The organism is Hymenobacter properus, assembly GCF_015694735.1.
Classification (GTDB): domain Bacteria; phylum Bacteroidota; class Bacteroidia; order Cytophagales; family Hymenobacteraceae; genus Hymenobacter; species Hymenobacter properus.
The window spans coordinates 62,190-85,251 of the sequence record NZ_JADQDP010000004.1; the positions used below are offsets into that span (position 1 = coordinate 62,190).

General features: G+C 62.0%; 17 protein-coding genes. 12 read left to right on the forward strand and 5 right to left on the reverse strand.

The genetic code is table 11. The annotated features are described in order from the left end of the window. Positions 1 to 28 precede the first annotated feature (28 nt). Positions 29 to 751, forward strand: coding sequence for a peptidylprolyl isomerase (locus I2I01_RS16815; protein ID WP_196287673.1), 723 nt, complete (start codon positions 29 to 31; stop codon positions 749 to 751). A gap of 311 nt (positions 752 to 1,062) precedes the next feature. On the opposite strand, the gene I2I01_RS16820 is transcribed toward I2I01_RS16815, so the two are convergent. Next, positions 1,063 to 3,162, reverse strand: a complete 2,100-nt coding sequence (locus tag I2I01_RS16820; RefSeq protein ID WP_196287674.1) for a M13 family metallopeptidase — start codon at positions 3,160 to 3,162, stop codon at positions 1,063 to 1,065. 231 nt (positions 3,163 to 3,393) lie between these two features. Next, complete coding sequence (locus I2I01_RS16825; RefSeq protein WP_196287675.1) at positions 3,394 to 5,460, reverse strand: M13 family metallopeptidase; 2,067 nt, start codon at positions 5,458 to 5,460, stop codon at positions 3,394 to 3,396. Positions 5,461 to 5,685: 225 nt separating this feature from the next. On the opposite strand from I2I01_RS16825, the gene xseA reads away from it, so the two are divergent. From xseA to I2I01_RS16855, 6 genes are all read left to right on the forward strand, one after another. After that, positions 5,686 to 7,059 carry an exodeoxyribonuclease VII large subunit gene (gene xseA, locus I2I01_RS16830; RefSeq protein ID WP_196287676.1) on the forward strand — a complete coding sequence of 458 codons (1,374 nt, stop codon included), beginning with the start codon at positions 5,686 to 5,688 and terminating at the stop codon, positions 7,057 to 7,059. 37 nt (positions 7,060 to 7,096) lie between these two features. Further along, a complete protein-coding gene (gene xseB / locus I2I01_RS16835; protein WP_196287677.1) occupies positions 7,097 to 7,387 on the forward strand; it encodes an exodeoxyribonuclease VII small subunit in 291 nt (96 codons plus the stop codon). 100 nt (positions 7,388 to 7,487) lie between these two features. After that, on the forward strand, positions 7,488 to 7,802 hold the full coding sequence (locus tag I2I01_RS16840; RefSeq protein ID WP_196287678.1) for a hypothetical protein: 315 nt from the start codon (positions 7,488 to 7,490) through the stop codon (positions 7,800 to 7,802). Positions 7,803 to 7,830: 28 nt separating this feature from the next. Further along, a complete protein-coding gene (locus I2I01_RS16845; protein ID WP_196287679.1) occupies positions 7,831 to 8,532 on the forward strand; it encodes a hypothetical protein in 702 nt (233 codons plus the stop codon). A gap of 203 nt (positions 8,533 to 8,735) precedes the next feature. After that, on the forward strand, positions 8,736 to 9,557 hold the full coding sequence (locus tag I2I01_RS16850) for a sensor histidine kinase (protein WP_196287680.1): 822 nt from the start codon (positions 8,736 to 8,738) through the stop codon (positions 9,555 to 9,557). Next, entirely contained in the window at positions 9,554 to 9,967 is a 414-nt protein-coding gene (locus I2I01_RS16855; RefSeq protein WP_196287681.1) for a response regulator, read from the forward strand. The genes I2I01_RS16850 and I2I01_RS16855 overlap by 4 nt, the downstream gene beginning before the upstream one ends. A gap of 119 nt (positions 9,968 to 10,086) precedes the next feature. Here I2I01_RS16855 and I2I01_RS16860 read toward each other — a convergent pair whose 3' ends face one another. Continuing rightward, positions 10,087 to 12,777 carry a TonB-dependent receptor gene (locus I2I01_RS16860; protein ID WP_196287682.1) on the reverse strand — a complete coding sequence of 897 codons (2,691 nt, stop codon included), beginning with the start codon at positions 12,775 to 12,777 and terminating at the stop codon, positions 10,087 to 10,089. 194 nt (positions 12,778 to 12,971) lie between these two features. On the opposite strand from I2I01_RS16860, the gene I2I01_RS16865 reads away from it, so the two are divergent. After that, positions 12,972 to 14,492 carry a hypothetical protein gene (locus I2I01_RS16865; RefSeq protein WP_196287683.1) on the forward strand — a complete coding sequence of 507 codons (1,521 nt, stop codon included), beginning with the start codon at positions 12,972 to 12,974 and terminating at the stop codon, positions 14,490 to 14,492. Here the strand turns inward: I2I01_RS16865 and I2I01_RS16870 are convergent. Next, entirely contained in the window at positions 14,489 to 14,845 is a 357-nt protein-coding gene (locus I2I01_RS16870) for an MGMT family protein (protein WP_196287684.1), read from the reverse strand. The two genes, I2I01_RS16865 and I2I01_RS16870, sit on opposite strands and share 4 nt — an antisense overlap. Before the next feature lie 182 nt (positions 14,846 to 15,027). On the opposite strand from I2I01_RS16870, the gene I2I01_RS16875 reads away from it, so the two are divergent. The 4 genes from I2I01_RS16875 to I2I01_RS16890 all read left to right on the forward strand — a co-directional run bounded on the left by I2I01_RS16875 (position 15,028) and on the right by I2I01_RS16890 (position 21,881). Then, the gene (locus tag I2I01_RS16875; protein WP_196287685.1) at positions 15,028 to 16,245 is read left to right on the forward strand and encodes an efflux RND transporter periplasmic adaptor subunit; all 1,218 of its coding nucleotides are present in this window, start codon (positions 15,028 to 15,030) and stop codon (positions 16,243 to 16,245) included. Between the two features lie 128 nt (positions 16,246 to 16,373). Continuing rightward, complete coding sequence (locus I2I01_RS16880; RefSeq protein WP_196287686.1) at positions 16,374 to 19,487, forward strand: efflux RND transporter permease subunit; 3,114 nt, start codon at positions 16,374 to 16,376, stop codon at positions 19,485 to 19,487. A gap of 133 nt (positions 19,488 to 19,620) precedes the next feature. Then, positions 19,621 to 21,003: a TolC family protein gene (locus I2I01_RS16885; protein ID WP_196287687.1), complete on the forward strand. Its 1,383-nt coding sequence runs from the start codon at positions 19,621 to 19,623 to the stop codon at positions 21,001 to 21,003. After that, the gene (locus tag I2I01_RS16890; RefSeq protein ID WP_196287688.1) at positions 21,003 to 21,881 is read left to right on the forward strand and encodes an EamA family transporter; all 879 of its coding nucleotides are present in this window, start codon (positions 21,003 to 21,005) and stop codon (positions 21,879 to 21,881) included. The genes I2I01_RS16885 and I2I01_RS16890 overlap by 1 nt, the downstream gene beginning before the upstream one ends. Positions 21,882 to 22,044: 163 nt before the next feature. On the opposite strand, the gene I2I01_RS16895 is transcribed toward I2I01_RS16890, so the two are convergent. Continuing rightward, complete coding sequence (locus tag I2I01_RS16895; RefSeq protein ID WP_196287689.1) at positions 22,045 to 22,929, reverse strand: T9SS type A sorting domain-containing protein; 885 nt, start codon at positions 22,927 to 22,929, stop codon at positions 22,045 to 22,047. Between the last annotated feature and the right edge of the window lie 133 nt (positions 22,930 to 23,062).

Sequence of the window (23,062 nt, forward strand, 5' to 3'; positions counted from 1 at the left end):
ATGCGCGGGGCCGGGCTTATTTTGTGGTATGAACCGCTTCCTCTTCCTCGGGCTGGCGCTGCTGGCCGCCTGCAACCAAACGCCCCCGCCCAAGGCCGCCCCCGCCAAGCCCGTCATTCCCGGCCCCGACCTGGCCGCGCTGGCCGATAGTACCGCCCCGGCCGCCCTGCTGGCCTACGGCAAGCAATACCCCGGCTCCGAAGTGCTGATTAAGACGCGCCTGGGCAACATCCGGGTGAAGCTCTACGACGATACGCCAATTCACAAGGCCAACTTCCTGCTGCTGGCCCGCAAGGGCGTGTTCGACGAAACCATGTTCAACCGCGTGGTGAAGGATTTTGCCGTGCAGGGCGGCCAAACCTACCTGGCCCGCACCATCCGGCTGAAGCGCTACCGGCTGCCGCCTGAGTTCCGAGCCGAGCATTTCCACCACAAAGGCGCCCTGGGCATGGCCCGCTACGACGACGAGCAGAACCCCGGCCACCTGTCCTCCAACACCGATTTCTACTTCGTGGTGGGCGAGAAAATGGCCCCGTTCCAGTCGCAGGCCATGGCCGGCCGCAAGCTCACGCCTGCCCAGCAGAAAGTGTACGCCACCGAAGGCGGCGTGCCCTCGCTCGATGGCAAGTACACGGTTTTCGGCGAAGTGATAGAGGGGCTGGATGTGGTGGACAAGATTTCCAAAGAGCCCGTGGAGTCGGATAAATGGCCGGTGACGGATATTCCGATGAAGGTGGAGGTGGTGAAATAATTCACCTGTCATTGCGAGCGAAGCGCGGCAATCCGTCCTCTCAACCGCGACAAGCCCTGAGATGTGAAAAAGCCTGGTTCTGCGCAGGAACCAGGCTTTTTCGTTTTGAAAACGGCTTTATCACATCTGCAAACCAGTCGCGGCTGAGAGGACGGATTGCCGCGTTCTGCTGCGCTCCACTCGCAATGACTAAAGCCCTGTATACGCCCTCCAGAATGTAAAAAGGCCCGCCCCCAGGGGGAGCGGACCTTCTCGTATCGGGCGCGGAAACAGTTTCCCGTGCTTGATTCAGGAAAGCTTATGCAAACGGCTTACCAAATTTTGGCGCGGTTCGAAGCCGGGCGTACCATCTTGTCTCCATCCTTGCAGCCGAAGGCCTTATGGAACTCCGGGAAGTTCTGCAGCGGCCCGATGGTGCGGAACTGGCCGGGCGAGTGCGGGTCGGTTTGCACGAGCTGACGGGTGGTTTCGGGGCGCTGGTTGATGCGCCAGATTTGGGCCCAGCTCAGGAAGAAGCGCTGCTCGGGCGTGAAGCCGTCAATCAGCTTGCCGGCTTTGGCCTGGGGCGTCTTCATGAAGGCCTGGTAGGCGATGGTGAGTCCGCCGAGGTCGGCCAGGTTTTCGCCCATCGTGAGCTTGCCGTTCACGTGCACCGAGTCGAGCGGCGAGAAAGCGTCGTATTGCTTGCCCACCACGTCGGCCTTGGCCATGAACTTCTCGCCGTCTTCCTTGGTCCACCAGTCGCGCAGGTTGCCTTCCGAGTCCACTTTGCGGCCCTGGTCGTCAAAACCGTGGGTCATTTCGTGGCCAATCACGGCGCCGATGCCGCCGTAGTTCACCGCGTCGTCGGCCTTGGGGTCGTAGAAGGGCGACTGCAGGATGCCGGCCGGGAACACAATCTCGTTCAAGCTGGCGTTGTAGTAGGCGTTCACCGTGGGCGGCGTCATGCCCCACACCGTGCGGTCGACGGGCTGGCCAAACTTGCTGAGGCGGTCCATCGTGTTGAATTCCGACACGGCAAACAGGTTGTTCAGCGCGCTTTCGCGGCTCACGGTCAGCTTGGAGTAGTCCTTCCACTTGTCGGGGTAGCCGATTTTCACCACAAAGGCGTTCAGCTTCTTGAGCGCTTCGGCCTTGGTGGCGGGGCTCATCCACTCGGTGGCCTGAATGCGCTCGGCATAAGCCTGACGCATGTTTTCGACCATTAGCTTGGCCTTGGCCTTGGCGGCGGGGCTGAAATCCTGGTCCACGTAAATCTGACCAAAGGCTTCGCCCAACGCGCCGTCGGTGGCAGCATAAGCGCGCTTCCAGCGGGCCTGCGGCACCTTGGCGCCGCTCGTCACCTGCGAGAATTTGAAGGCTTCGTCCACATACGCCTTCGGCAGCGCCGAAGTCACCCCTTCCACTAGGTGCCAGCGCAGGTACTGCTTCTGGTCGGCAATGGGCTCTTCTTTTATCATCGTGTTGACCTCCTTCAGGTATTCGGGCTGGCCCACAATGATGTCCTTGGCCGCGCTCAGGCCGCTTTCCTTCAGGCGCAGCGGAATGTCGAGGTTGGGATAGTCGGCGGCCACCTGGGCCACGGTCATCTTGTTGTAGTTCTTGTCGCGGTCGCGCAGGGCCACACGGTCGCGGCTGGCGCGGGCCATGCGGGTTTCGATGCGCATCACGGCATCGGCGTTGCGCTCGGCCGTGGCCTGGTCGTCGCCCAGCAGCTTAAAGGTGTTTACCTGGTAGGTGCGGTAGGCGGCCCGAATAGCTTTCGAGCGGGCGTCGTCCTTCAGGTAGTAGTCGCGGTCGGCCATGGTCAGGCCGCCCTGGCTCATCTGCACGGCATACTGCGTGCTGTTTTTGGGGTCCTGGCCCACGCCCAGGCCATACCAGCCCTTGCCGAAGTTACGGGGGTCGGCGAGGTAGCGCTGCATGCCGGCCACATCCTGAATGGCGTTAATCTTGTCGAGGCGGGGCTGCAGGTATTTCAACCCAGCTTTTTCTACGGCCACGCTGTCCATGGCGGCGGCGTAGAAGTCGCCCACTTTCTGGGCATTCGAGCCCGGCTTGGCGGTGCGGTCGGCGGCCACTTTCTCCAGAATGCCGTGCACCACGTCGCGGTTGCGGTTGCGCAGCACGTTGAACCCACCCCAGCCCGTTTCGGAGGCCGGAATCGGGTTATTTTTCAGCCAGTTGCCGTTGGCAAAGCGGTAGAAGTCGTCGCAGGGCGACACACTACGGTCCAGGTTGGCCAGGGTGATGCCCACGCCCGACTGTCCGGTAGTGTTTACCGTCGTTTTGGTTTTGCCCTCGCTGCTGCTCTTGGTTTTAATCTTGGTTTGGGCCTGGGCTGCGCCAGCCGCCAGCCCCAGCACCGCCGCCGACAAAGCCGCGCGCCGCACAAATGAGAATTGAGTCATGTGGAATATTAAAGTGGGAATGTTAAGAAGTGCAAGTTACAAAGGCCCGTTGGTGTTGAACAATTCAACGAACAAAAAGAAACGGTGCGAATTTGGCAATTTGGGTTTGATAAAAAAAGAACGTCATGCCGAGCTGTCGAAGCAGCTCTACTCACGCAATGACTGGTTGCGCGGTAGAGCTATTTCGACAAGCTCAGCATGACGTTCTACTTCATGCTAACCAATAACGACCTACCAGATTTTGGAACGGTCGGCCTGGGCGCGCATCATCTTGTTGCCGTCCTGGCAGCCGAAGGCTTTATAGAACTCCGGCATGTTCATGAGCGGGCCGTTGGTGCGGAACTGGCCCGGCGAGTGCGGGTCGGTTTGCACCTGCTGGCGCACGGCCTCGGGGCGGATGTTGGTGCGCCAAATCTGGGCGTAGCCCAGGAAGAAGCGCTGCTCAGGCGTGAAGCCGTCGATTTTCTGACCAGCTTTGGCCTGGGGCGTCTTCATGAAGGCCTGGTAGGCAATGGTGAGGCCACCCAGGTCGGCCAGGTTTTCGCCCATCGTGAGCTTGCCGTTCACGTGCACCGAGTCCAGGGGCGTGAAGGCGTCGTACTGCTTGCCCACCATGTCGGCTTTGGCGTTGAACTTGTCGGCATCTTCTTTGGTCCACCAGTCGCGCAGGTTGCCTTTGGCGTCGTACTGGCGGCCCTGGTCGTCAAAACCGTGGGTCATTTCGTGGCCAATCACGGCGCCGATGCCGCCGTAGTTCACCGCGTCGTCGGCCTTGGGGTCATAAAATGGGGGCTGCAGAATGCCGGCCGGGAACACAATCTCGTTCATCGGCGGGTTGTAGTAGGCGTTCACTGTGGGCGGCGTCATGCCCCACTCGTTGCGGTCAATCGGCTTGCCGAACTTCTTGATTTCGTCGTCATTGGCCCACTCCTGCGCGGCAAACAGGTTGTTCAGGTAGCTCTCGCGGCTCACGTTCAGCTTGGAGTAGTCCTTCCACTTATCGGGGTAGCCAATCTTCACCGTGAAGGCGTTGAGCTTGGTGAGGGCCTCCTTTTTGGTAGCGGCGCTCATCCAGTCGGTGGCCTGAATGCGCTCGGCGTAGGCTTTGCGCAGGTTCTCAATCATTTCCTTGGCCTTGGCCTTGGCGGCGGGGCTAAACGCCTTGTCGACGTACAACTGGCCGAAGGCCTCGCCCAAGTAGCGGTCCGTTGCGACGAGCGAGCGTTTCCAGCGAGGCTGCTGCTTTTTAGCACCGCTCAATACTTTGTTAAAGTTGAAGGCTTCGTCGCCGAAGGCTTTGGGCAGGGCCGGCGTCACGCTGCTCACCAGGTGCCAGCGCAGGTACTGCTTCTGGTCGGCAATGGGCTCCTGCTGCATGGCGGCGCTCACTTCCTTCAGGTAATCGGGCTGGCCCACAATTACTTCCTTGGCCGCGCCGAGGCCTTGCTGCTTCAGTATCGTGGGCAGAGCTAGGTTCGGGAAAGCGGCGTTGGCCTGGACCACCGTCATCTTGTTGTAGTTGGCGTAGGGGTCGCGCAGGTCTACGCGGCTCTTGCTGGCCTTGGCCAAGCGGGTTTCGATGCGCGTCACGGCATCGGCGTTTTTCTCGGCCGTGGCCTGGTCATCGCCCAACAGCTTGAACATGTTGACCTGATAGGTGCGGTAGGCGGCGCGAATGGCTTTCGAACGCGCGTCGTCTTTCAGATAGTAGTCGCGGTCGGGCAGGCCCAAGCCGCCCTGGTTCAGGTACACCGCGTACTGGGTGCTGATTTTTTCGTCCTGCCCCACGCCCGAGCTCAGCCACACATTGCCGGCGTGGGCCTTGGGGTCGGCCAGAAACTTCTGCTCGTCGGCCAGGCTGTTGATAGCCATGATGCGGTCGAGGTGCGGCTTGAGGTACTTCAGGCCGGCTGCGTCGATGGCGGCCGAGTCCATGGCCGAGGCGTAGAAGTCGCCCACTTTCTGGTTGTTCGAGCCCTTGGGGGCTTTGGCCGCGTTGGTCGCTGCGTTGGTCAGGATGGTGCGCAAAGTGGCCTGGTTGCGGTCAATCAGCTCGTTGAAAGCGCCCCAGCTCGATTGGGCGTCCGGAATGGCGTTGTTTTTGAGCCAGTTGCCCGAGGCGTAGTGGAAAAAGTCCTCGCAGGGCTTCACCGACGGGTCGATGTTGGCGATGTTGATGCCGACGCCTTTTTGCGCCGAAGCGGTTTTAGTGGTTTGGGCCGAAGCACTGGTGGCTACCAAGCTGCCGAGGCCTAGCACAGCCAGGCTGAGGCGCCGGGCCATTGAAAATGAAGTCATGAATTAAATGAGTGGGATGGGTAAATGATGCCGTGAAGTTAGGGACACGGCGCCTTAACCGGGGTTGCACGAGAGAACTGCCTGTCATCCTGAGCGCAGCGAAGGACCTTCTCACAGCTGCACTGTTTGCCTATCGTGAGAAGGTCCTTCGCTGCGCTCAGGATGACAGACTTTCCAAGCACATATTCCCTTTTAGCCCAAACCGCAACCCGTAACTTGCGCCTTATGCCGCTTTACAACCGCCGCCCCGAGCTTCCTCTTTTCGCCCCGCCTCCGCCGCTGGGGCTGGCCGAGCTGCTGGGCCGCGTGCGCCAGGTGCTGCATCAGCAGCTGGCCGATTCTTACTGGGTGGTGGCCGAAGTGGCCGAGCTGACGGTGCCGCGCTTTGCCGGCGCGCACTGCTACCTCACCCTCACCGAGCAGGGCACCGACAGCCGCGGCATGCCCATGAAGGCCCAGGCCCGCGCCACGCTCTGGAGCCAGCGCTACCAGCAGCTGGCGCCCGCCTTCGAGCGCGCCACCGGCCAGACGCTGCGCCCGGGGCTGAAGCTGCTGCTGCGCGTGCAGGTGCGCTACCACGAGCAGTACGGCCTGAGCCTCGACGTGGTGGCCATTGACCCAAGCTACACCGTGGGCGAGCTGGCCCTGCAGCGCCTGAAAACCCTGCGTCAGCTGGAGGAAAAAGGCCTGCTGGAGCGCCAGAAGCAGCTCGTGCTGCCGCTGGCACCGCAGCGCCTGGCGGTCATCTCCTCCCCCACCGCCGCCGGCTTCCAGGATTTTGTGCAGCAGCTGGACGAGGCGCCGTATGATTTTGCGCTCACGCTTTTTCCGGCCGCCATGCAGGGCGACGACGCCCCGGCCAGTATTCGGGCCGCCCTAGATGGCGTGCGCGCCCGGCGCGGGCAGTTTGATGCCGTGGTGATTATCCGGGGCGGGGGCAGCCGCACCGATTTGCTGGCCTTTGACGAGTACGGCCTGGCAGCCGCGGTGGGCGCGTTTCCGTTGCCGGTGCTCACGGGCATCGGCCACGAGCGCGACGAGGCCGTGGTGGACCTCACCGCCCACCGCGCCCTCAAAACGCCCACCGCCGTGGCTGCCTTCCTGGTAGAGCGCCTGGCCCGGCTCGAGGCCGCCATCTTGGGCTTGGGCGAACAAATCATCAACACGGCCCGCCAGCAGCTCAGCCAGCGCCACGCCCGCCTCGACCAGCTCAGCGGCCAGAGCCGATACGCCGCCCACCGCCAGCTCGACGGCGCCCGCGATGCCCTGCGGGCCCGCACCCGCCAGGCCGCCGCCGGCCCGCGCGAGCAGCTGCGCCAGCTGGGGCACGACCTGGAGCGGTTTCGCCACCTCCTGCCCCGGGCCGCGCGGCGCGCCCTGGCCCACGAGCAGCGCGGCCTGCGCCAGCGGGGCCGGGTGTTGCTCAAGCGTTTTGCCCGCCACCACCAGCGCCGCCGCGAGGCCTTGCTGCGCCGGCGCTACCAGCTGCAGCTGGCCCTGGAGCGCCGGCTGCACCGTGCCGAGCTGCGGCTTTATGAGCTAGCAGTTAACAATGAGCAGTTGAGTGCTGGCCGGCATCATCCCAAACCCAGCGCATAGACCAAAATCACTAACTAATAACTGCTCACCGAGAAAAATGACCTACCGCGAAGCCATTGACGAATTAGAAACCATTTTGCGCGCCCTCGAAACCGACTCCGTGGACGTAGACGACCTCACGGCCCGCGTCGAGCGCTCGGCCGAACTCATCCGGCTGTGCCGCCGCAAGCTCCGTCACGCCGAGGCTTCCCTCGACCGCGTATTCGATACCCTTGACGACGAAGACGATGCCGACGAACGGACGGACGACGAAGCGGAAGACGAGTTTGAAGAGAGCGACGAGGACGACCACGACCACCTGACTGGCGGGCCCGGCCGCGCGTGGTAATTTTTTCTATATCGCCTTTTTTTATTAAATCAACTCTCTATATTTGGCCCGTACATCCAAATCAAACTTTTTTTAATTCAATAAAATCACCCACGGTTTTATGCCATTTAACGGTACCGAAGGCAACGAGATTTCCTTGAGCAGAGCAGCTGAGATGACCAAGGCTTATCGGGAGGCCAATCCCGGCAAGACGCAGTGCACGTTCGTGGGAGCAAACATCCTGCGCAAGCTGCTGGAACAGCCAAACTCACAGGGCATTCGCTTTTACTTCGCCCTAAATGGCGAAACAACCAGCCTGGTGGCAGTGAGTGCCAATGAGCAGGAAGACGACCTGATTGGCGATGGCTACTTAGTGGCAGACGAAGGAACGTCTGGCCCGCCGACCATGGGCATAAGCAACGTGCTCAATAGCTGACTCAACGCCTTTTCCTGCTTGACCTGCTATGAGTCCCGAACAACTTAATGCGTTAAGCAAATGGCTGATGCATTTGAATCAGGCCAGCATCATTGTGCCCATGGCCATGGTGTGGATGCGCCGAAAGCACTTTGCTCCCGCAGTGAAGCTGCTGAGCAACTACGTGTACCTGTCGGCTTTTTGCTCGTTTGGCATCAATTTCCTCTACCCATCGGTTTTTGCAACCAATTATTGGTTTCTTGCTGGGTTCAACCTCGGTAAAACGCTGCTGCTGGGAGCGGTTTACTATTTAGTAATGGAGTCGGCGCCTCTGCGGCGGGTGGTGCTCAACACCTCGCTGGTGGCGATGCTGTGCGTCCTCTCCGTATTCAGCTACGATACCTACGCCGGTGTCACCTGTGCCCGGCTGACCCAATGCGCGGTGCTAGCGGGATTTGCCATGTTGTACCTGGAGCAAACCATCATCCGCCCAGCTCTCCGCCGGACCTGGCAAGACCCCATTTGGCTGCTCAGCGTGGGGCAGCTGCTTTACTCGGCAGGCACAGTCACGGCATTTAGTTTCGACTATTTTTCAGTCACTATTTACGACCAGAGTTCCAAGGCTTTGGTATCTGCCACGTTGGGCCTGGTATTCAACGTGTTCCTGACCCTTGCTTTCCGGCGCGCCAGGCGCACGGCGGCCAAGGCGGCCACACGGCCCGCGCTGGCGGTGCAGCCAGCGCGGGCATAACTGCTTATTAATAAGCAGATTTATTTATAACCTTTCTTTCCTTCGCTCCCCCGAGGGGAAGGAGGCTTGGCTTTGCGAATATTCTTTCGCTGCAACCTCTACCTTGGCCTCTGCGCTACAAATCCCGGAGCTTGGGCAGGGCCCGACGGTTTGGTGGCTTTTTTCTACTACTTTGCGCGTCCGGCTCGCTACGGAGCTTTCATGTGAACTCATTTTTCCCGCTGTTGCTACTTACTCCTACTTTACTCTTGCTCGTGCTCGGGCTGGTGTGGTTCGTGGTACGCTACCAACGCGGGCAGCTCCGGCAGCAGCAAGAGTTGGCCCAGCTGCAGGAAGCTGCGCAGCAGCAGGCCCTAGCCGCAGCGCTGGTAGCCCAGGAAGATGAGCGCCAACGCATTGCCGGCGAGTTGCACGACGGCGTGGGTACTATTCTGGCGCTGGCCAAGCTGCACTTATTTGCCCCGGGCAGCCCGCCGGCTCCCGAAGCCAGCGCCCTCATCGACCAGGCCGTGGCCGAAGTGCGCCGCATTTCGCGCAACCTGCAGCCGGCCACCTTGCAGCAGCTAGGCCTGGCTCAGGCGCTACGTGCGCTGGTGCAGGCCGTGCCCGCCGACCACGGCCCCGAGGTGCGCCTGGAGCAGGAGGGCCAGCTCGGCCGCCTCATCCCCCCGCACGAGCTGATGGTGTACCGCATTGCCCAAGAGCTGCTCACCAACGGCCTGACGCACGCCCAGGCGCCGCATATTTTGCTGCGAGTGGGCGCCACCCCGGGCCTGCTCACCCTCACTTATTCCGACGACGGCCGGGGCTTCGACCTGGCGGCGCTGGAAGAGATGCCGCCGCCCGGGCCCCACGGCCAGCCCGTGGGCATGGGCCTCATCAATTTGCGCAGCCGCGTGGCCGTACTGGGTGGCCAGTTGCATTATCATTCCGAACCGGGCGCCGGCACGCGCGTCGAGGCCATTTTGCCTGTGACGCTGCTGCCAGCCGGCACGCCCACCCCCACTTTTACGCTTAACTCATGAATACTTCCTCTGCTTCCGCGGCCGGGGCCGGTACCGTACGGCTAGCCATCGTCGACGACCACATCCTGTTTCGCAAAGGCCTGCGCGCCTTGCTCAGCGGCTACGCGGGCATCGAGGTGGTGTGCGAAGCCGGCAACGGCCAGGAGCTGCTCGAGCTGCTCGACCAGGGCAGCCGCCCCAACGTGGTGCTCATGGACATGCAAATGCCCATCCTCGACGGCCTGCAAACCACCCGCCTGCTCCGCACGCAGTTTCCCAACGTGCGCGTCGTCATCATCTCCATGCACGACGACCCCTCGCTGGTGAGCACCGTGCTGGCCGAAGGCGCCCACAGCTACCTGGTGAAAAACACCTCACCCGAAGAAATGCGCAGCGCCGTTCTGGCCGCTGCTGCAGCCGGAAATAGGTAAATAATAAAAGGCAGATAGAAAGAGGGGGAGACGGGGAGTTTGATGTTTTGGCGACGCTGACCGCGCCATTTGAACATCAAACTCCCCGTCTCCCCCTCTTTCTATCTGCCTTTCTTACCCTACAGCGTGGCCGAGAGGCCGAGCGTGAACGTGCGGCCGCGGTTGAAGAATGCCTGCAGCAGGTTCAGGCTGCTGGTGTTGGAGCTCGAACGGTTCGACACGTCCGTGAAATAGAACTCGTTCAACACGTTCAGCACGGAGCCCTTGAAGCCGAGGCGCACCCGCTCTTTGAGCACGGGCTTGAAATCGTAGCCAAAGTGAATGTCGAGGTTGCGGGAGGTGGGCAGGCGGTACGAGTCGGTGCTGGTGGTGGGGTCGAGGATGGTTTCGGGGTTGAAGCTGCTGTAGTACTTGGTGAACAGCAGGAACGACGGCCGGATGTAAGCCCCGCGGAAGGGCTCGTAGCGCAGGCCCATCTGGAACTGGTTTTGGGCGGCGTCGCCCACGTGCACGTTGTTGAGGTATACCGGCTGGTCTACCGGGCGGCCGGGAATGAGGAAGCCCGCTTCGTCGGTGTAGTTGGCCAGGCCCTGGCCGGTCCAGCGCCAGTCGCCGAGGGCGATGGCCGCGTTCAGCTGCAGGCGGCGGCTGATTTCCTGGGCCACGCTCAGCTCGATGCCGGCGTGTCGGGCGTTCACGTTGCGCACCGTGGTATAAATCCGGTCGGTCGAGTTATAGGAGTTGGTCGACTTGTTGTTCCACAGCGTGTAGTAGGCGTTCAACGTAGCTTTCAGGCTGGGGTAATTGATGCCGTAGCCCACCTCAAAGCTGGTAATGCCTTCGGGGCGCACGTTGGGGTAGGCGATGCCCTGCGTGGTGTACACTTGGTTGAAGAACGGTACCCGGCTGTTGTAGCCCACGTTGGCAAAGAGGTTGTCGTGCTCCGTGACGTTGTAGTTAACGCCCGCCTTCACGCTGTAGCCCTTGAAGCGCGCCCAGTCGGTTTGCACAGGGCTGCCGTCGGCTTGCGTCTTCTGGAAATAATCGATGCGGCGGTAGCTCACCTGCGACAGCGTGGCGCTCACCACGGCCGATACCAGCGGGGTTTTGTACTCCAGCTGCGAGTAGCCCCCCAGCCAGCGCGTGTTGCCGTCGTAGTTGTAACTGATTTTGTCGCCCACGCCCAGGCGGGTGCCGGCGGGCGCGTTGGCGTTGTTGATAGGCGCGGCGTAGTCGGCCCCGAGCAGGTCGCGGACTTCGCGGTAGTGCAGGCCCGTGTACGTGCGGCCGTCAAGGCCGGCCGACAGCGTGAGCTTGTCGGTCAGCAAGTAGTCGCCACCCAACACGAAGCCGTACCAACGGTGGCTGTTCACGGCATTGACGAGCATGGCCGTGGCCGCCCGGGGCTGGCCATACAGGGTATCGATGCGGCCAGTGGTAGCATTGCGTTGCGTAGGGTAGTTGCGGATGTTGGCGTTGTAGATGCCCTGGAAATCGGTTTGGCCGTTGCGTTGGGCCAAGGTGCTTGAGTTGCCACTGGTGAGGCCGGTGCTGCCGCCGCCGTTGCCATACGAGGCATAAAGCACCGTGGAAATGAAGAACCGGTCGTTCACCTGCCACAAATCGTTCAGGTTAATCTGGGGCTTGTGGTAGAAGTTGGTGCGCTCGTTCAGCACTTCCTGGCCGTTGCTGGTTTTCACGCCGTTGTTGAGGGTATAGCGGTCCAGGGTGCCCCAGTAGGGGTTGTACTTGAAGCCACGGTCACCGGTACGGTCCAGCAAGATGTCCGGCACGCCCAGCTCACGGGCTTTTTCGTAGGAAATGGTGCTCACGGCTACAGGGAAAGCCCGCTGCCCGTGCCGCTGCGGCGAGCCCATGCCCGTGAGCGACAAGTTGTGCTTGCCAATGCGCTTGCTCACGTTGCCGAAGTAGGTCCAGGCGTCGTCGAAAGCTTTGTCAACCCAGCCGTCGGAGGTGCGGCGCGAGCCGTACACGGTCACGGCCCAGTCGCCCTTCAGCTGGCCCGAGCTCAGCATGAGCGAATACTTCTGGTAATTATTGGAGCCGCCTTCCACGCGGGCCAGCACCGATTTTTTGTCGTCGAATCCCCGGGTGAGAACGTTGATGCTGCCGCCCACCGAGGGCACGGAAATTTTCGAGGCCGACAGGCCGCGCTGCACTTGCAAGGACTTGGTGACGTCGCCCAAATCCCAGTTCGACCAGAACACCTGGCCGGTTTCCATGTCGTTCACGGGCACGCCGTTTACGAGCACGGCCACGTTGCGCTGGTCGAAGCCGCGCACGTTGATGCGCGAGTCGCCGGTGCCGCCGCCGCCCTGGGTGGCGTACACGCCGGGCGTCTCGTTGAGAATCATGGGCAGGTCGCGGTTCGAGAGGGTTTCGCGCAGCTTCACCTCGTTCACGGCCGAGAAGGCCACCGGCGTTTGGCGCTCCTGAGCCTGGCTGGCCACCACCTGCACTTCCTCCAGGCTGGCGTTGTCGGAGCTGAGGGAGAAGGTGACCACCACGCTCTGGGTCGAAATCTTCACCGTTTGGGTATTCGGCTTGTAACCGATGAAGCTGGCCTGCACGGTGTAGGTGCCGGCCGGCAGGTTGCCGATTTTGTAGCCGCCTTCGGTGTCGGCGCCGGCGCCGGTGTTCTGGCCGTTGCCCGAAACCTGCACTGTGGCGCCGGGCAGGGTTTCACCCGTCACTTTGTCAAGCACGCGCCCCCGGATGGAAAACGTGTTCTGAGCCAGTGCCGGCAAGGACAGCAACACGGCAAATAGAGCAGTAATAAAGTGCTTCATATCTAATAAAAGACCTACCGGCACACGCCGGGGGCTACAAAGATAATCAGCCGGCCGGGGCTGGCTATGAGGCGCCTTATTTAAGTCTGCATGAAAGTTTGCTGAAGCCCATTCCGGCACAGCAACGCGCGGCCCGCTGAGCAGCATTGTCGCAGCTTCTTTTCAAGGCCAATCAAAGTCAGTAGTTTTGGCAGATGAGCCACACGCTTTCTTTCTACCCAGCCCCCAAAAGCGCAAAACAGCAAGCCGCGGCCAAGTGGTGGCGGGCCTTGCGCGGGCTGGCCCTGCTGCTGGCCTACGCCGGAGCTGTGCCGGCTGCGGCGCAAACCGCCCCTTCGGCCCTGCGCGCGAAAGCCTACATTCTCGACCTGAGCCAGCGACGCATTACGCTGCCGGAGCGCACATTTTACATTGAGCAGGTGGTGGACGGCCGCGCCGGCCGCCCACCCATCGGCATGATATACCGGGGCATGTACGACAAGCAAGCCCCCGTGCTTTTCCGTCAGAGCCTGGAGGCCGAGCTTGGCACCTGGTTGCAACAGCAGTTCCCGAAGCGGCCCACCGACCACACGGTGGTGCTGTGCGTGCGCCAGCTGGGGGTGAATGAAACCGTGCGGGGTACCGCCAAAGGGGCCATTGCCAGCGCCGACCTGGTGGCCGACATCTACGAGCACCAGTCCGATGGCTACCACTTTGTGCGCACCGTGGCCGGCCGCGTCAGCGACCGGGGCATCGGCGACAACAGCGACCACGCCGAGCACCTGGCTTCGGCACTGTGCATCAGCCTGCTGCAGGTGCTGCCCACCGACTGGGGTCGGCCCCAGCCCGCCCGCAGCCTAGCCCAGCTGGCCAGCGACAAGCCGCGCGGCATGGCCCGGCCGGCCATCTTGCGGGCCGCCACGCCCCGGCGCGGCTTGTACTTCACCATCGAGCAGTTCCTGGCCAACCAGCCCGACACCACCGCCGAGCTGCACATCGACACCGTGGGGGTGCACGGCGTGACGACGGTGCTGGAGCCAGGCGTGCCCACCGGCAACAGCTCAGAATGGAAGGGCACCCCCGTGCTGCGCGCCCGCATGCGCACGGCCAAAGGCGACCGGATTCCGAGCAAAGAAGTGTGGGGCTTTTCGGATGGCCGCCAGGCTTATTTCCGCCAGATAAACTACTACCGCCCCCTCACCCGGCAAAGCGACTTTTACACGTTTGTAGGGGCCGCGCCGCTTGATGTGACGGCCGCTAACCGCCGCGCCCTGAACAATGCGATGCAGGGGGCCGCCTCCGGGGGCTTCTACGACTACGGCCCGGCCGGCAACACGGGCCAGCCCATTGTGTATTCGCTCGACTTGCGCACGGGCCAAACCGGGCCTTTTCCGGCCCCTGGCCAGGTGGTGAAGCGCGACACCGCTTTTGTGTACGTGTACCGCCCGCTGGGCGGCAGCGCCGAGCCGCAGCGCGTGCTGCTGAACGACCACCAGATTGGGCAGCTGCAGCCCGGCGAAACCCTGGAGATTCCCTGGCCGCACTTTGGCCGCGCCATGCGCATTGGGCTGGGCACGCCGGGCGGCCCTGCCCTGCTGCTGACGCCCAGCACGGCCACAGCCACCTATATCCGGTTGTGGCCCACTTCGGCCTTCACGCCCTGGCAGCTCATGCCGGCCCAACAGGGCGAGGCCGAGGTAGACGCCCTAGAAAAACGGCGCCAGGAAGCCCGCTAAGCCAGCTCCACGCTGGGGTCCCAGAACAACTTCGCAAAATCGACCACCCGGTCTTCCTCTACCCGAATGCCTTCGGCTTCGAGGGCTTCCTGCATGGCCGTGGGCGTAGCGTAGTGCAGGCGGCCGGTGAGGTGGCCCAGGCGGTTGAGCACGCGGTGGGCAGGCACGTACTGGTCGGCGGTGTGAGCGGCCATCATGGCATAGCCCACGGTGCGGGCGCCGTGGCGGGCACCCAGGTAGTGCGCAATGGCGCCGTAGGTGGTGACACGGCCCCGGGGCACGAGGCGCACCACTTCGTGCACGTCCTGAAAAAAATTGCGCGGTTCGGGGCTGGGGTCGGCAGTTGGCTTCATCGGGACGAAGATAGTTTCGGTCAGCGTGGCAGCCTTCTACGTCTATTTTTTGGCCGACGAAGCAACCTTTTGGGCCAAATTTGCCCTATTGCTAGTTCTTGCCGGGCTCTGCTCTCCCTGTATTTCCTTACTGCCGAGCCAGCTACCGAACATCTGCCGCCGCTTGTGCGTTCTGTCCCCCTATGCCTGCTGAAAACCAAACAACTGCCCCGCCCAAAAACTGGGAAACCACTGCTACCCCGCCGCCTACTGCAACGCCGCCTCCCGCCCCCGCCCCGGAAACGCCCCCGCAACGCAAGCGCGGCTGGATAGGCTGGCTGCTGGCGGCTCTCATTATTGGTGGCATGGCCTGGGCCAAGGTGAAATATTTCCCCAGCCCGACTGCCGGAGAGAAAGGCGGCAAAGGCGGTGCGGCCGGTGGCGGAAAGGGCGGCAAAGGAGGCCCCGGCGGGGGCGGCCCCGGCGCTAAAGTGCCCGTGCAGGTATATGTAGTGGCCGCCACCAAGCTCTCCGACGAAGTGGCTTCCACCGGCTCCATCATTGCCGATGAGTCGGTGACCATCCAGAGCGAGATATCCGGCAAAATCACCAGCCTCAACATTCAGGAAGGCAAGCCGGTGCGCAAGGGCCAGTTGCTGTTCACCATCAATGCGGCCGACGTGCAGGCCCAATTGCAAAAGCAGGAGTACAACATCAAGCTCTACCGCGACCAGGAGCAGCGCCAACGCACGCTACTAGCCAAGGAATACATCAGCCGCCAGGAGTACGAGCAGTCGCAAAACGCCCTGCTCACGGCCCAGGCCGACCTAGCCGCCCTGCGCGTGACGCTGGCCAAGGCCTACGTACGGGCCCCGTTCGACGGCATTCTGGGGCTGCGCAACACGTCGATTGGCGCGTATGTGTCGCCGGGCACGGCCATCACCACGCTCTCGCGGGTGCAGCCGGTGAAGATTGACTTCAACGTGCCGAGCCGCTTTGCTCAATCGGTGCGGGTGGGCGACCCGGTGATGGTGACCGACGAGGCCAGCGCCAAGCAAATTGAGGCCAAAGTGTACGCCATCAACCCACAGATTGACCCGGTGTCGCGCACGCTGCCGGTGCGGGCCATCTATGCAAATAAGAATACCGAGCTGCGCCCCGGCGGCTTCGTGAAGGTGAACCTGGAGCTGGGTGAAACCGATGAAGCCCTGCAGATTCCGACCGAAGCCGTGGTGCCCGTGGCCAGTGGCTACACGGTGTTTACTGTGAAAAACGGCAAGGCTGCCATCCAGCCCGTCAACATCGGTGTGCGCTCGGATAAGGTGATTCAGATTACCAAGGGCCTGGCCGTGGGCGACACCATCATTCGCACCGGTATCCTGCAGGTGAAAGCCGGGGATAAAGTGGCCATTCAGAAGTAATATTTCTATCCTGTCATCCTGAGCGCAGCGAAGGACCTTCTCACGGCTAGACCAGTCGTTGTTGCGTGAGAAGGTCCTTCGCTGCGCTCAGGATGACAGGCAATCATTAGCTATAGACCAAACTAAAAATGAGTCTGTCCTCCGTCAGCATCAACCGGCCGGTGCTCGCCATCGTGATGAGTTTGCTCATTGTGATTTTTGGCGTCATCGGGTTCCGCTCGCTCGCCATCCGCGAGTACCCGAGCGTCGACCCGCCCATCATCACGGTGCAAACCAGCTACACCGGCGCCTCGGCCGATGTGATTCAATCACAAATCACAGAGCCGCTCGAAGAAGGCATCAACGGCATTGCGGGCATCCGCAACCTGTCGAGCACCAGCCGCGACGGCGCCAGCACCATCACCGTGGAGTTTGACCTCGACGTGGACCTGGAAGCCGCCGCCAACGACGTGCGCGACAAGGTGAGCAGCGCGCAGGGCCGCCTGCCGCGCGACGTGGACCCGCCCACCGTGAGCAAGGCCAACGCCGACTCCTCCCCCATCATCCTGAGCTACTTAAGCTCCTCCTCCCGCACGCTGCTGGAGCTGACGGACTACGCCAACAACGTGCTCAAGGAGCGCCTCCAGACCATTCCCGGCGTGAGCGAAATCCGCGTGTGGGGCGAGCGCAAGTACTCCATGCGCCTCTGGCTCGACCCCGTGAAGCTGGCCGCGCTGGGCATCTCGCCCGTGGACGTGCAGCAGGCCCTGGCCCGCGAAAACGTGGAACTGCCCAGCGGCGCCGTGCAGGGCCAGAGCACCCAGCTCTCGCTGCGCACCATGGGCCGCCTCTCCACGGTGGAGGATTTTAACAACTTGATTATCCGCAACGACCCCACCTCACTGGTGCGCCTGAGCGACGTGGGCTACGCCGAGCTTTACCCCGAAAATGACCAAACCATCCTGCGCCGCAACGGCATTCCGATGGTGGGCATCATGGCCATTCCGCAGCCGGGCACCAACCAGATTGCCATCACCGACGAGTTCAACAAGCGGATGAAGCAATACCAGAACGACTTGCCGAAAGACTTGAAGGTGAGCACTGGTTTCGACAACTCGGTATTCATCCGAGCTTCGATTGCGGAAGTAGAAGACACGATTATTGAGGCCTTCGTGCTCGTGGTGGTCGTGATTTTCCTGTTTCTGCGCGACTGGCGCTCCACCATCATTCCGGTGGTGGCCATCCCAGTGTCGCTCATCGGCATCTTCTTCGTGATGGACCTGATGGGCTTCACCATCAACGTGCTGACCTTGCTGGCTATCGTACTGGCCATCAGCCTGGTGGTAGACGACGCCATTGTGGTGCTAGAGAATATTTACAGTCGCATCGAGGAAGGCGAAAGTCCGCTCGAAGCGGCCAAGAATGGCTCGGAGGAAATTCTAATGGCCGTTATTTCGACCACCATCGTACTGGCGGCGGTGTTTTTGCCGGTGGTATTTCTGACGGGCATCACGGGCAAGCTGTTCCGGGAATTTGGCATCGTGCTGGCCGGCTCGGTGCTGATTTCGGCCTTCGTGTCGCTCACGCTAACGCCCATGATGTGCTCGAAGCTGCTCAAGCGCGAGGGCGGCCACAACTGGCTGTACCGTAAGACGGAGCCTTTCTTCCAGAGCCTCACCAGCGGCTATCGCAGCGCGCTAATTTCCTTCCTCGACCGGCGCTGGATGGCCTGGGGTCTGGTGGCCCTGACGGGCGTGGGCATCTGGTTTTTCATGAAAACCCTGCCCTCGGAGCTGGCGCCGGTGGAAGACCGCAACCGCATCAGCATCAACGCCACGGCGCCGGAAGGCGCGTCGTTTGAGTACATGGACGACTACATGAAGACGCTGACGGCTGTATTGACCGACAGCTCGAAGCAGGACGCCGACAACATCCTGACGGTGACCTCGCCGGGCGGCGGCAGCAGCGGCGGCGCGGCCAACTCGGCCATTGCCCGCGTGCTGCTGAAAGACCCCGAGCAGCGGCCGCACTCGCAGCAGCAGCTGGCCGATATTCTGACGGCTACGGTGAAGAAATACACCGGCGCCCGCGTGTCGGTGTCGCAGGACCAGAGCATTAGCTCCGGTGGGGGCGGCGGGCGCGGCGGCAGCTTGCCGGTAGGTTTCGTGGTGCAAACCCAGGATTTTGAGAAGCTAACGGCCGCCGTGCCCAAGTTTCTGGAAGCCGCGCTGGCCGACAAAACCTTCAGCTTCGTGGACGTGAACCTGAAGTTCAACAAGCCCGAGCTGCGCGTGGTAATTGACCGCGAAAAGGCCCAGACGCTGGGCGTGAGCGTGCAGGACATCAGCCAGACGCTGCAGGCCGGCCTCAGCGGGCAGCGCTACGGCTACTTCATTCGCAACGGCAAGCAGTACCAGATTATCGGCCAGGTGGCCCGCGAAAACCGCAATCAGCCGCTCGACGTGCGCACGCTGAACGTGAAAAGCCGCACCGGCAAGCTCGTGCAGCTCGACAACGTGATTACGCTGGTGGAGAAGAGCACGCCGCCGCAGCTCTACCGCTTCAACCGCTACAACGCGGCCACGTTCTCGGCCTCGCTGGCCAAAGGCAAGACCTTGGGCGAGGGCATTGCGGCCATGCAGGCCATTGCCGACAAGCTGCTGGACGACTCTTTCTCGACGGCCCTCACCGGACAGTCGCGCGACTTTGCCGAAAGCTCCTCCTCGGTGCTGTTCGCCTTCGGGCTGGCGCTGGTGCTGATTTACCTGATTCTGGCGGCCCAGTTCGAAAGCTTCCGCGACCCCGGCATCATCATGGTGACGGTGCCGCTGGCCCTCTCGGGCGCTTTGTTCAGCCTTTGGTATTTCAACCAGACCATGAACCTGTTCTCGCAAATCGGCATCATCATGCTGGTGGGCCTGGTGACGAAAAACGGTATTCTCATCGTGGAATTTGCCAACCAGAGCGTGGAAAAAGGCGCCGACTACATGACCGGGTTGATTGAAGGCTCGGCCGCCCGCTTCCGGCCCATTCTGATGACGAGTTTGTGCGCCGTGCTGGGCATTCTGCCCATTGCTATGGCACAGGGCGCGGGCGCGCTGGGCCGCCGGGCCATGGGCATTGGCGTGGTGGGCGGCCTGCTGTTTGCCACCGGCCTCACGCTGTTTGTGGTGCCGGTGATGTACTCGTATTTCGCCACGGCCAAGAAGCATTCGGCCAAAAAGGCCGCGGCGGAAGCCGAGCCTGTAACGGTCACGGCATAATTTGATAAAACGTCATGCAGAGCGCAGCGAAGCATCTCGCCTGCAGCAGTAATTCCTTCGATTGATTTACTACCCCACGCGAGATGCTTCGCTACGCTCTGCATGACTGCCTTTCGAGGCAGCTACTCCTTCCATGAAATTCCCCCAGCTTCTTTTCTTTTCCCTTCTCCCCTTCGCCGCGCTGGCGCAGCAGGTGCCCACGGCCCGCCCGAGCCAGCTCAAACGGCCGGCTTCGGTGGCCACGGCTCCGGGGCTGTCGTTGCAGCAGGCCATTGCCGAGGCCTTGCAGCACAATTATGGCATTCTGCTGTCGCGCCAAGATGAGCAGATTGCGCAGAACAACGTGACGCGCGGCAACGCTGGCCAGCTGCCCAGCCTGACGGGCAACCTGACCCGCACGTTCAACAACAACAACATCAACCAGAAATTTGGGACGGCCGACCCGCGCATCGTGAACGGGGCCACGTCCAACGCCTTCAATACCAACGTGACGTTGGGCTGGACGGTGTTCGACGGCCTGGGCATGTTCATTGCCTACGACCGGCTGAAGACGCTGCGCCAGCAGCAGCAGCAAATCACGCGCGCCACGGTGGAGGAAACCATCGAAACCGTAACCAACGCCTACTTCGACGTGGTGCGGCAGGCCGGTAAAATCACCTCGCTGGAAGAAGCCCTGAAAATCGGCCAGGCCCGCATCGACCTCACCCAAGCCCAGGTAGATGTGGGCGTGAGTGCTAAGGTGGAGGTGCTGACTGCCCAGGTAGACTACAACGCCGACCGCAGCCTGTTTCTGCAGCAGCAGCAGGCGCTGTCGGCTGCCAAAATCGCGCTCAACAACCTGCTGGGCCGGGCGCCGCGCGTCGATTTCGAGCCCAGCGACAGCCTCGTGGTGACGCGTGACCTGCAGGAAACGGCCATCACCGAAGGCATCAAGGCCCGCAACCCGCGGCTGGCCCAGGCCCGCTTGGGCACGGAAGTAGCCACGTATGACCGACGGCTGGTGCGGGCCTCGCGCTTTCCGCAAATCGGGCTGGTGTCGGGCTATGGGCTCACGCGCAACATCAACAACGCGGCATTTGCCGGCACCGTGCTCACCACCAGCACCAACCAGGTGCAGGGGTTGAACTACGGCATCACGGCCTCGGTGCCCATTTTTAACGGCTTCAATCTGCGGCGCCAGGAGCAAAACGCCCGCGTGGTAGAAGAGCAAAGCCAGCTCAGTCTGGCCCAAACCAACCTGCAGCTCGACGCCGACGCGGCCACGGCGTTTGCGCAGTATCAAAACTTCCTGCAGCTGCTCGACCTCGAAGAAGCCAACATCCGCCTGGCCCGCCAAAACGTGGACATTGCCCTGGAGCGTTACCGCCTGGGCCTGCTCACGCCCCTGGCCCTACGCGAGGCCCAGCGCAACCAGCTCGACGCCGAAACCCGGCTCATCGACATTCGCTACTCGGCCAAGCAGGCCGAAACTCAGCTCCGCCGCCTCAGTGGCGACTTGGTGCAGGGCCCTATCTAATGCAGACAACTTCTTCTGTTTCGCGCGTCTCGGTACCGGCCGTGCCCGCGGTGCTGCTGGCCATTGTGAGTGTGCAGGGCGGGGCCGCTATTGCCAAAGGGCTATTTCCGGTGCTGGGCGCGGCGGGCACGGCCAGCATGCGCATTGGCTTGTCGGCGCTGGTGCTGCTGGCGGTGGTGCGGCCCCGGCTGGGGCAGCTGCGGGCGGCGCAGTGGCGGGCGGTAGTGCCCTACGGCTTGGCCCTGGGGGCCATGAACTTCTTGTTTTACTGCGCCCTGGCTCGCATTCCGCTCGGGCTGGCCGTTACGCTCGAATTCGTGGGACCGTTGGGGCTGGCGCTTAGCGGCTCTCGGCGTTGGACCGATGTGGTGTGGGCATTGCTGGCGGCCGCTGGCATTGCCCTCATTACTCCGTGGAGCGGCTCTGGCCTCGACCTACCGGGTATGGCTCTGGCGCTGGCGGCAGGCGGCTGCTGGACAGTGTATATCGTGCTAGGCCGGCGCACGGCCGCCGTGCTGCCGGGCACGCAGGCCGTGGCGGTGGGCATGTTGTTCGCGGCCTTGCTGGTGCTGCCGTTTGGGACGGCCGGGGGCAGCCTGCTGAAACTTACGCCGCACCTGTTTCTGCTGGGGGCGTTGCTGGCTTTGTTTTCCAGCGTACTGCCTTTTTCGCTGGAGATGCAGGCCATGAAGACCCTGCCCACGCGCACCTTTAGTATCCTGATGAGCCTGGAGCCGGTGGCGGCAGCCCTGTCGGGCTGGCTGCTGCTCGGCGAGCAACTCACGCTGGGGCAATGGCTGGCGGTGGGCTTTATCGTGGTAGCCAGCGTGGGGGCTACCCTTTCGGGCAAGCAGCAGCCGGCTGAGCATGGCGAGTAATAGAGCTCACGTGAGCATGTTTCGTGTCAACCACGCGATTCAGGCAAGCAACAAAAAGCCCCAGTGCCATTGCGGTACCAGGGCTTTCTGCTAAAAGGGCGTGCCTGGTGTTGACCGGACAAATTGCTTAGGCTTCGCCTAGCAATGACAGACGAGTTTGCCCTTACTCCTTCACGAAGCGCTTGGTTTCCTTGGCGCCGGTGGTGATAATCTGATAGTAGTAGGTGCCAGCGGGCAGGTCGCTTAGGTTGAGCGTCTGAGTGTGGGCGCCTTTTTCGGCGTTTGGCTCGTTGAGGAGGGTGCGGAGCTGGTTGCCGTTTTTATCGAGCAGGTTGACGGTCACGGGGCCAGCTTTTTTCACCTCGTAGTCGAGCTGGCTGGTGGCGGCGGCGGGGTTGGGATAGAAGCTGGTAGCGCCCAGGGTGCGTTCGGTACTCTCGGTAGCGGCGGGCTCCATCAGCAGAAACATCACGGGGCGGAGGAAGCGGTGCATTTCGCTGTAGCCGCGCCAGTGCCCGGCAAATTTTGCCAGGTGTTCCTGCTGCTCAGGCGTGGCGTTTTTCACCACTATGGCTTTGATGTCAGCGGTCCATTTCTCCTTTTGCGGCTGCACTTCCTCGGCCAGCTTGGTGATGTTGGCTTCGTACTTCTGGGCTATTTGCGCCACGTTGGTCATGATGGAGCGCGTTTCCTTACGAAGTTGAAAGAACTGCTCCCGTTGCGCATCCGTTAGTTCCGGGAATCGGCCTTGGGGGGCATCGGCGGCCATAAGGCTCTGGCGCAGGGCCTGCCCTTTCTCCTTGAGCGTTTGCAGCTGTCTGCGGTAGGTGGCCAGCTGGGCGCGGTCATCGGCGGCGAGCTGCGCCTCCAGTTTCTGGCGCTGCTGGCGTAGCACGGGCAGCACGCTGGCTTCAAAATAAGCTTTCACCTCGCGGCCGCCCGGGCGGCCTTCGGGTGGGCGGGGGCCACCTTGCGCCTGGCTAGGCATGGGAGCTGAAAGCAACACGAGCAACAAGAACCAAAGCAACTTAAGTGGAGGTGTTTTCATATGAATCTGCGGTTAAATAGTGGATTGTCAGCGAATACCTCATAGACGCAGCCGGCGCAGCGGAGTTTAAGCAAATCTCATATTTTTTACTTCTTTAGCACACTTCTGCTGACAGCATGCACAAAAAAGGCCA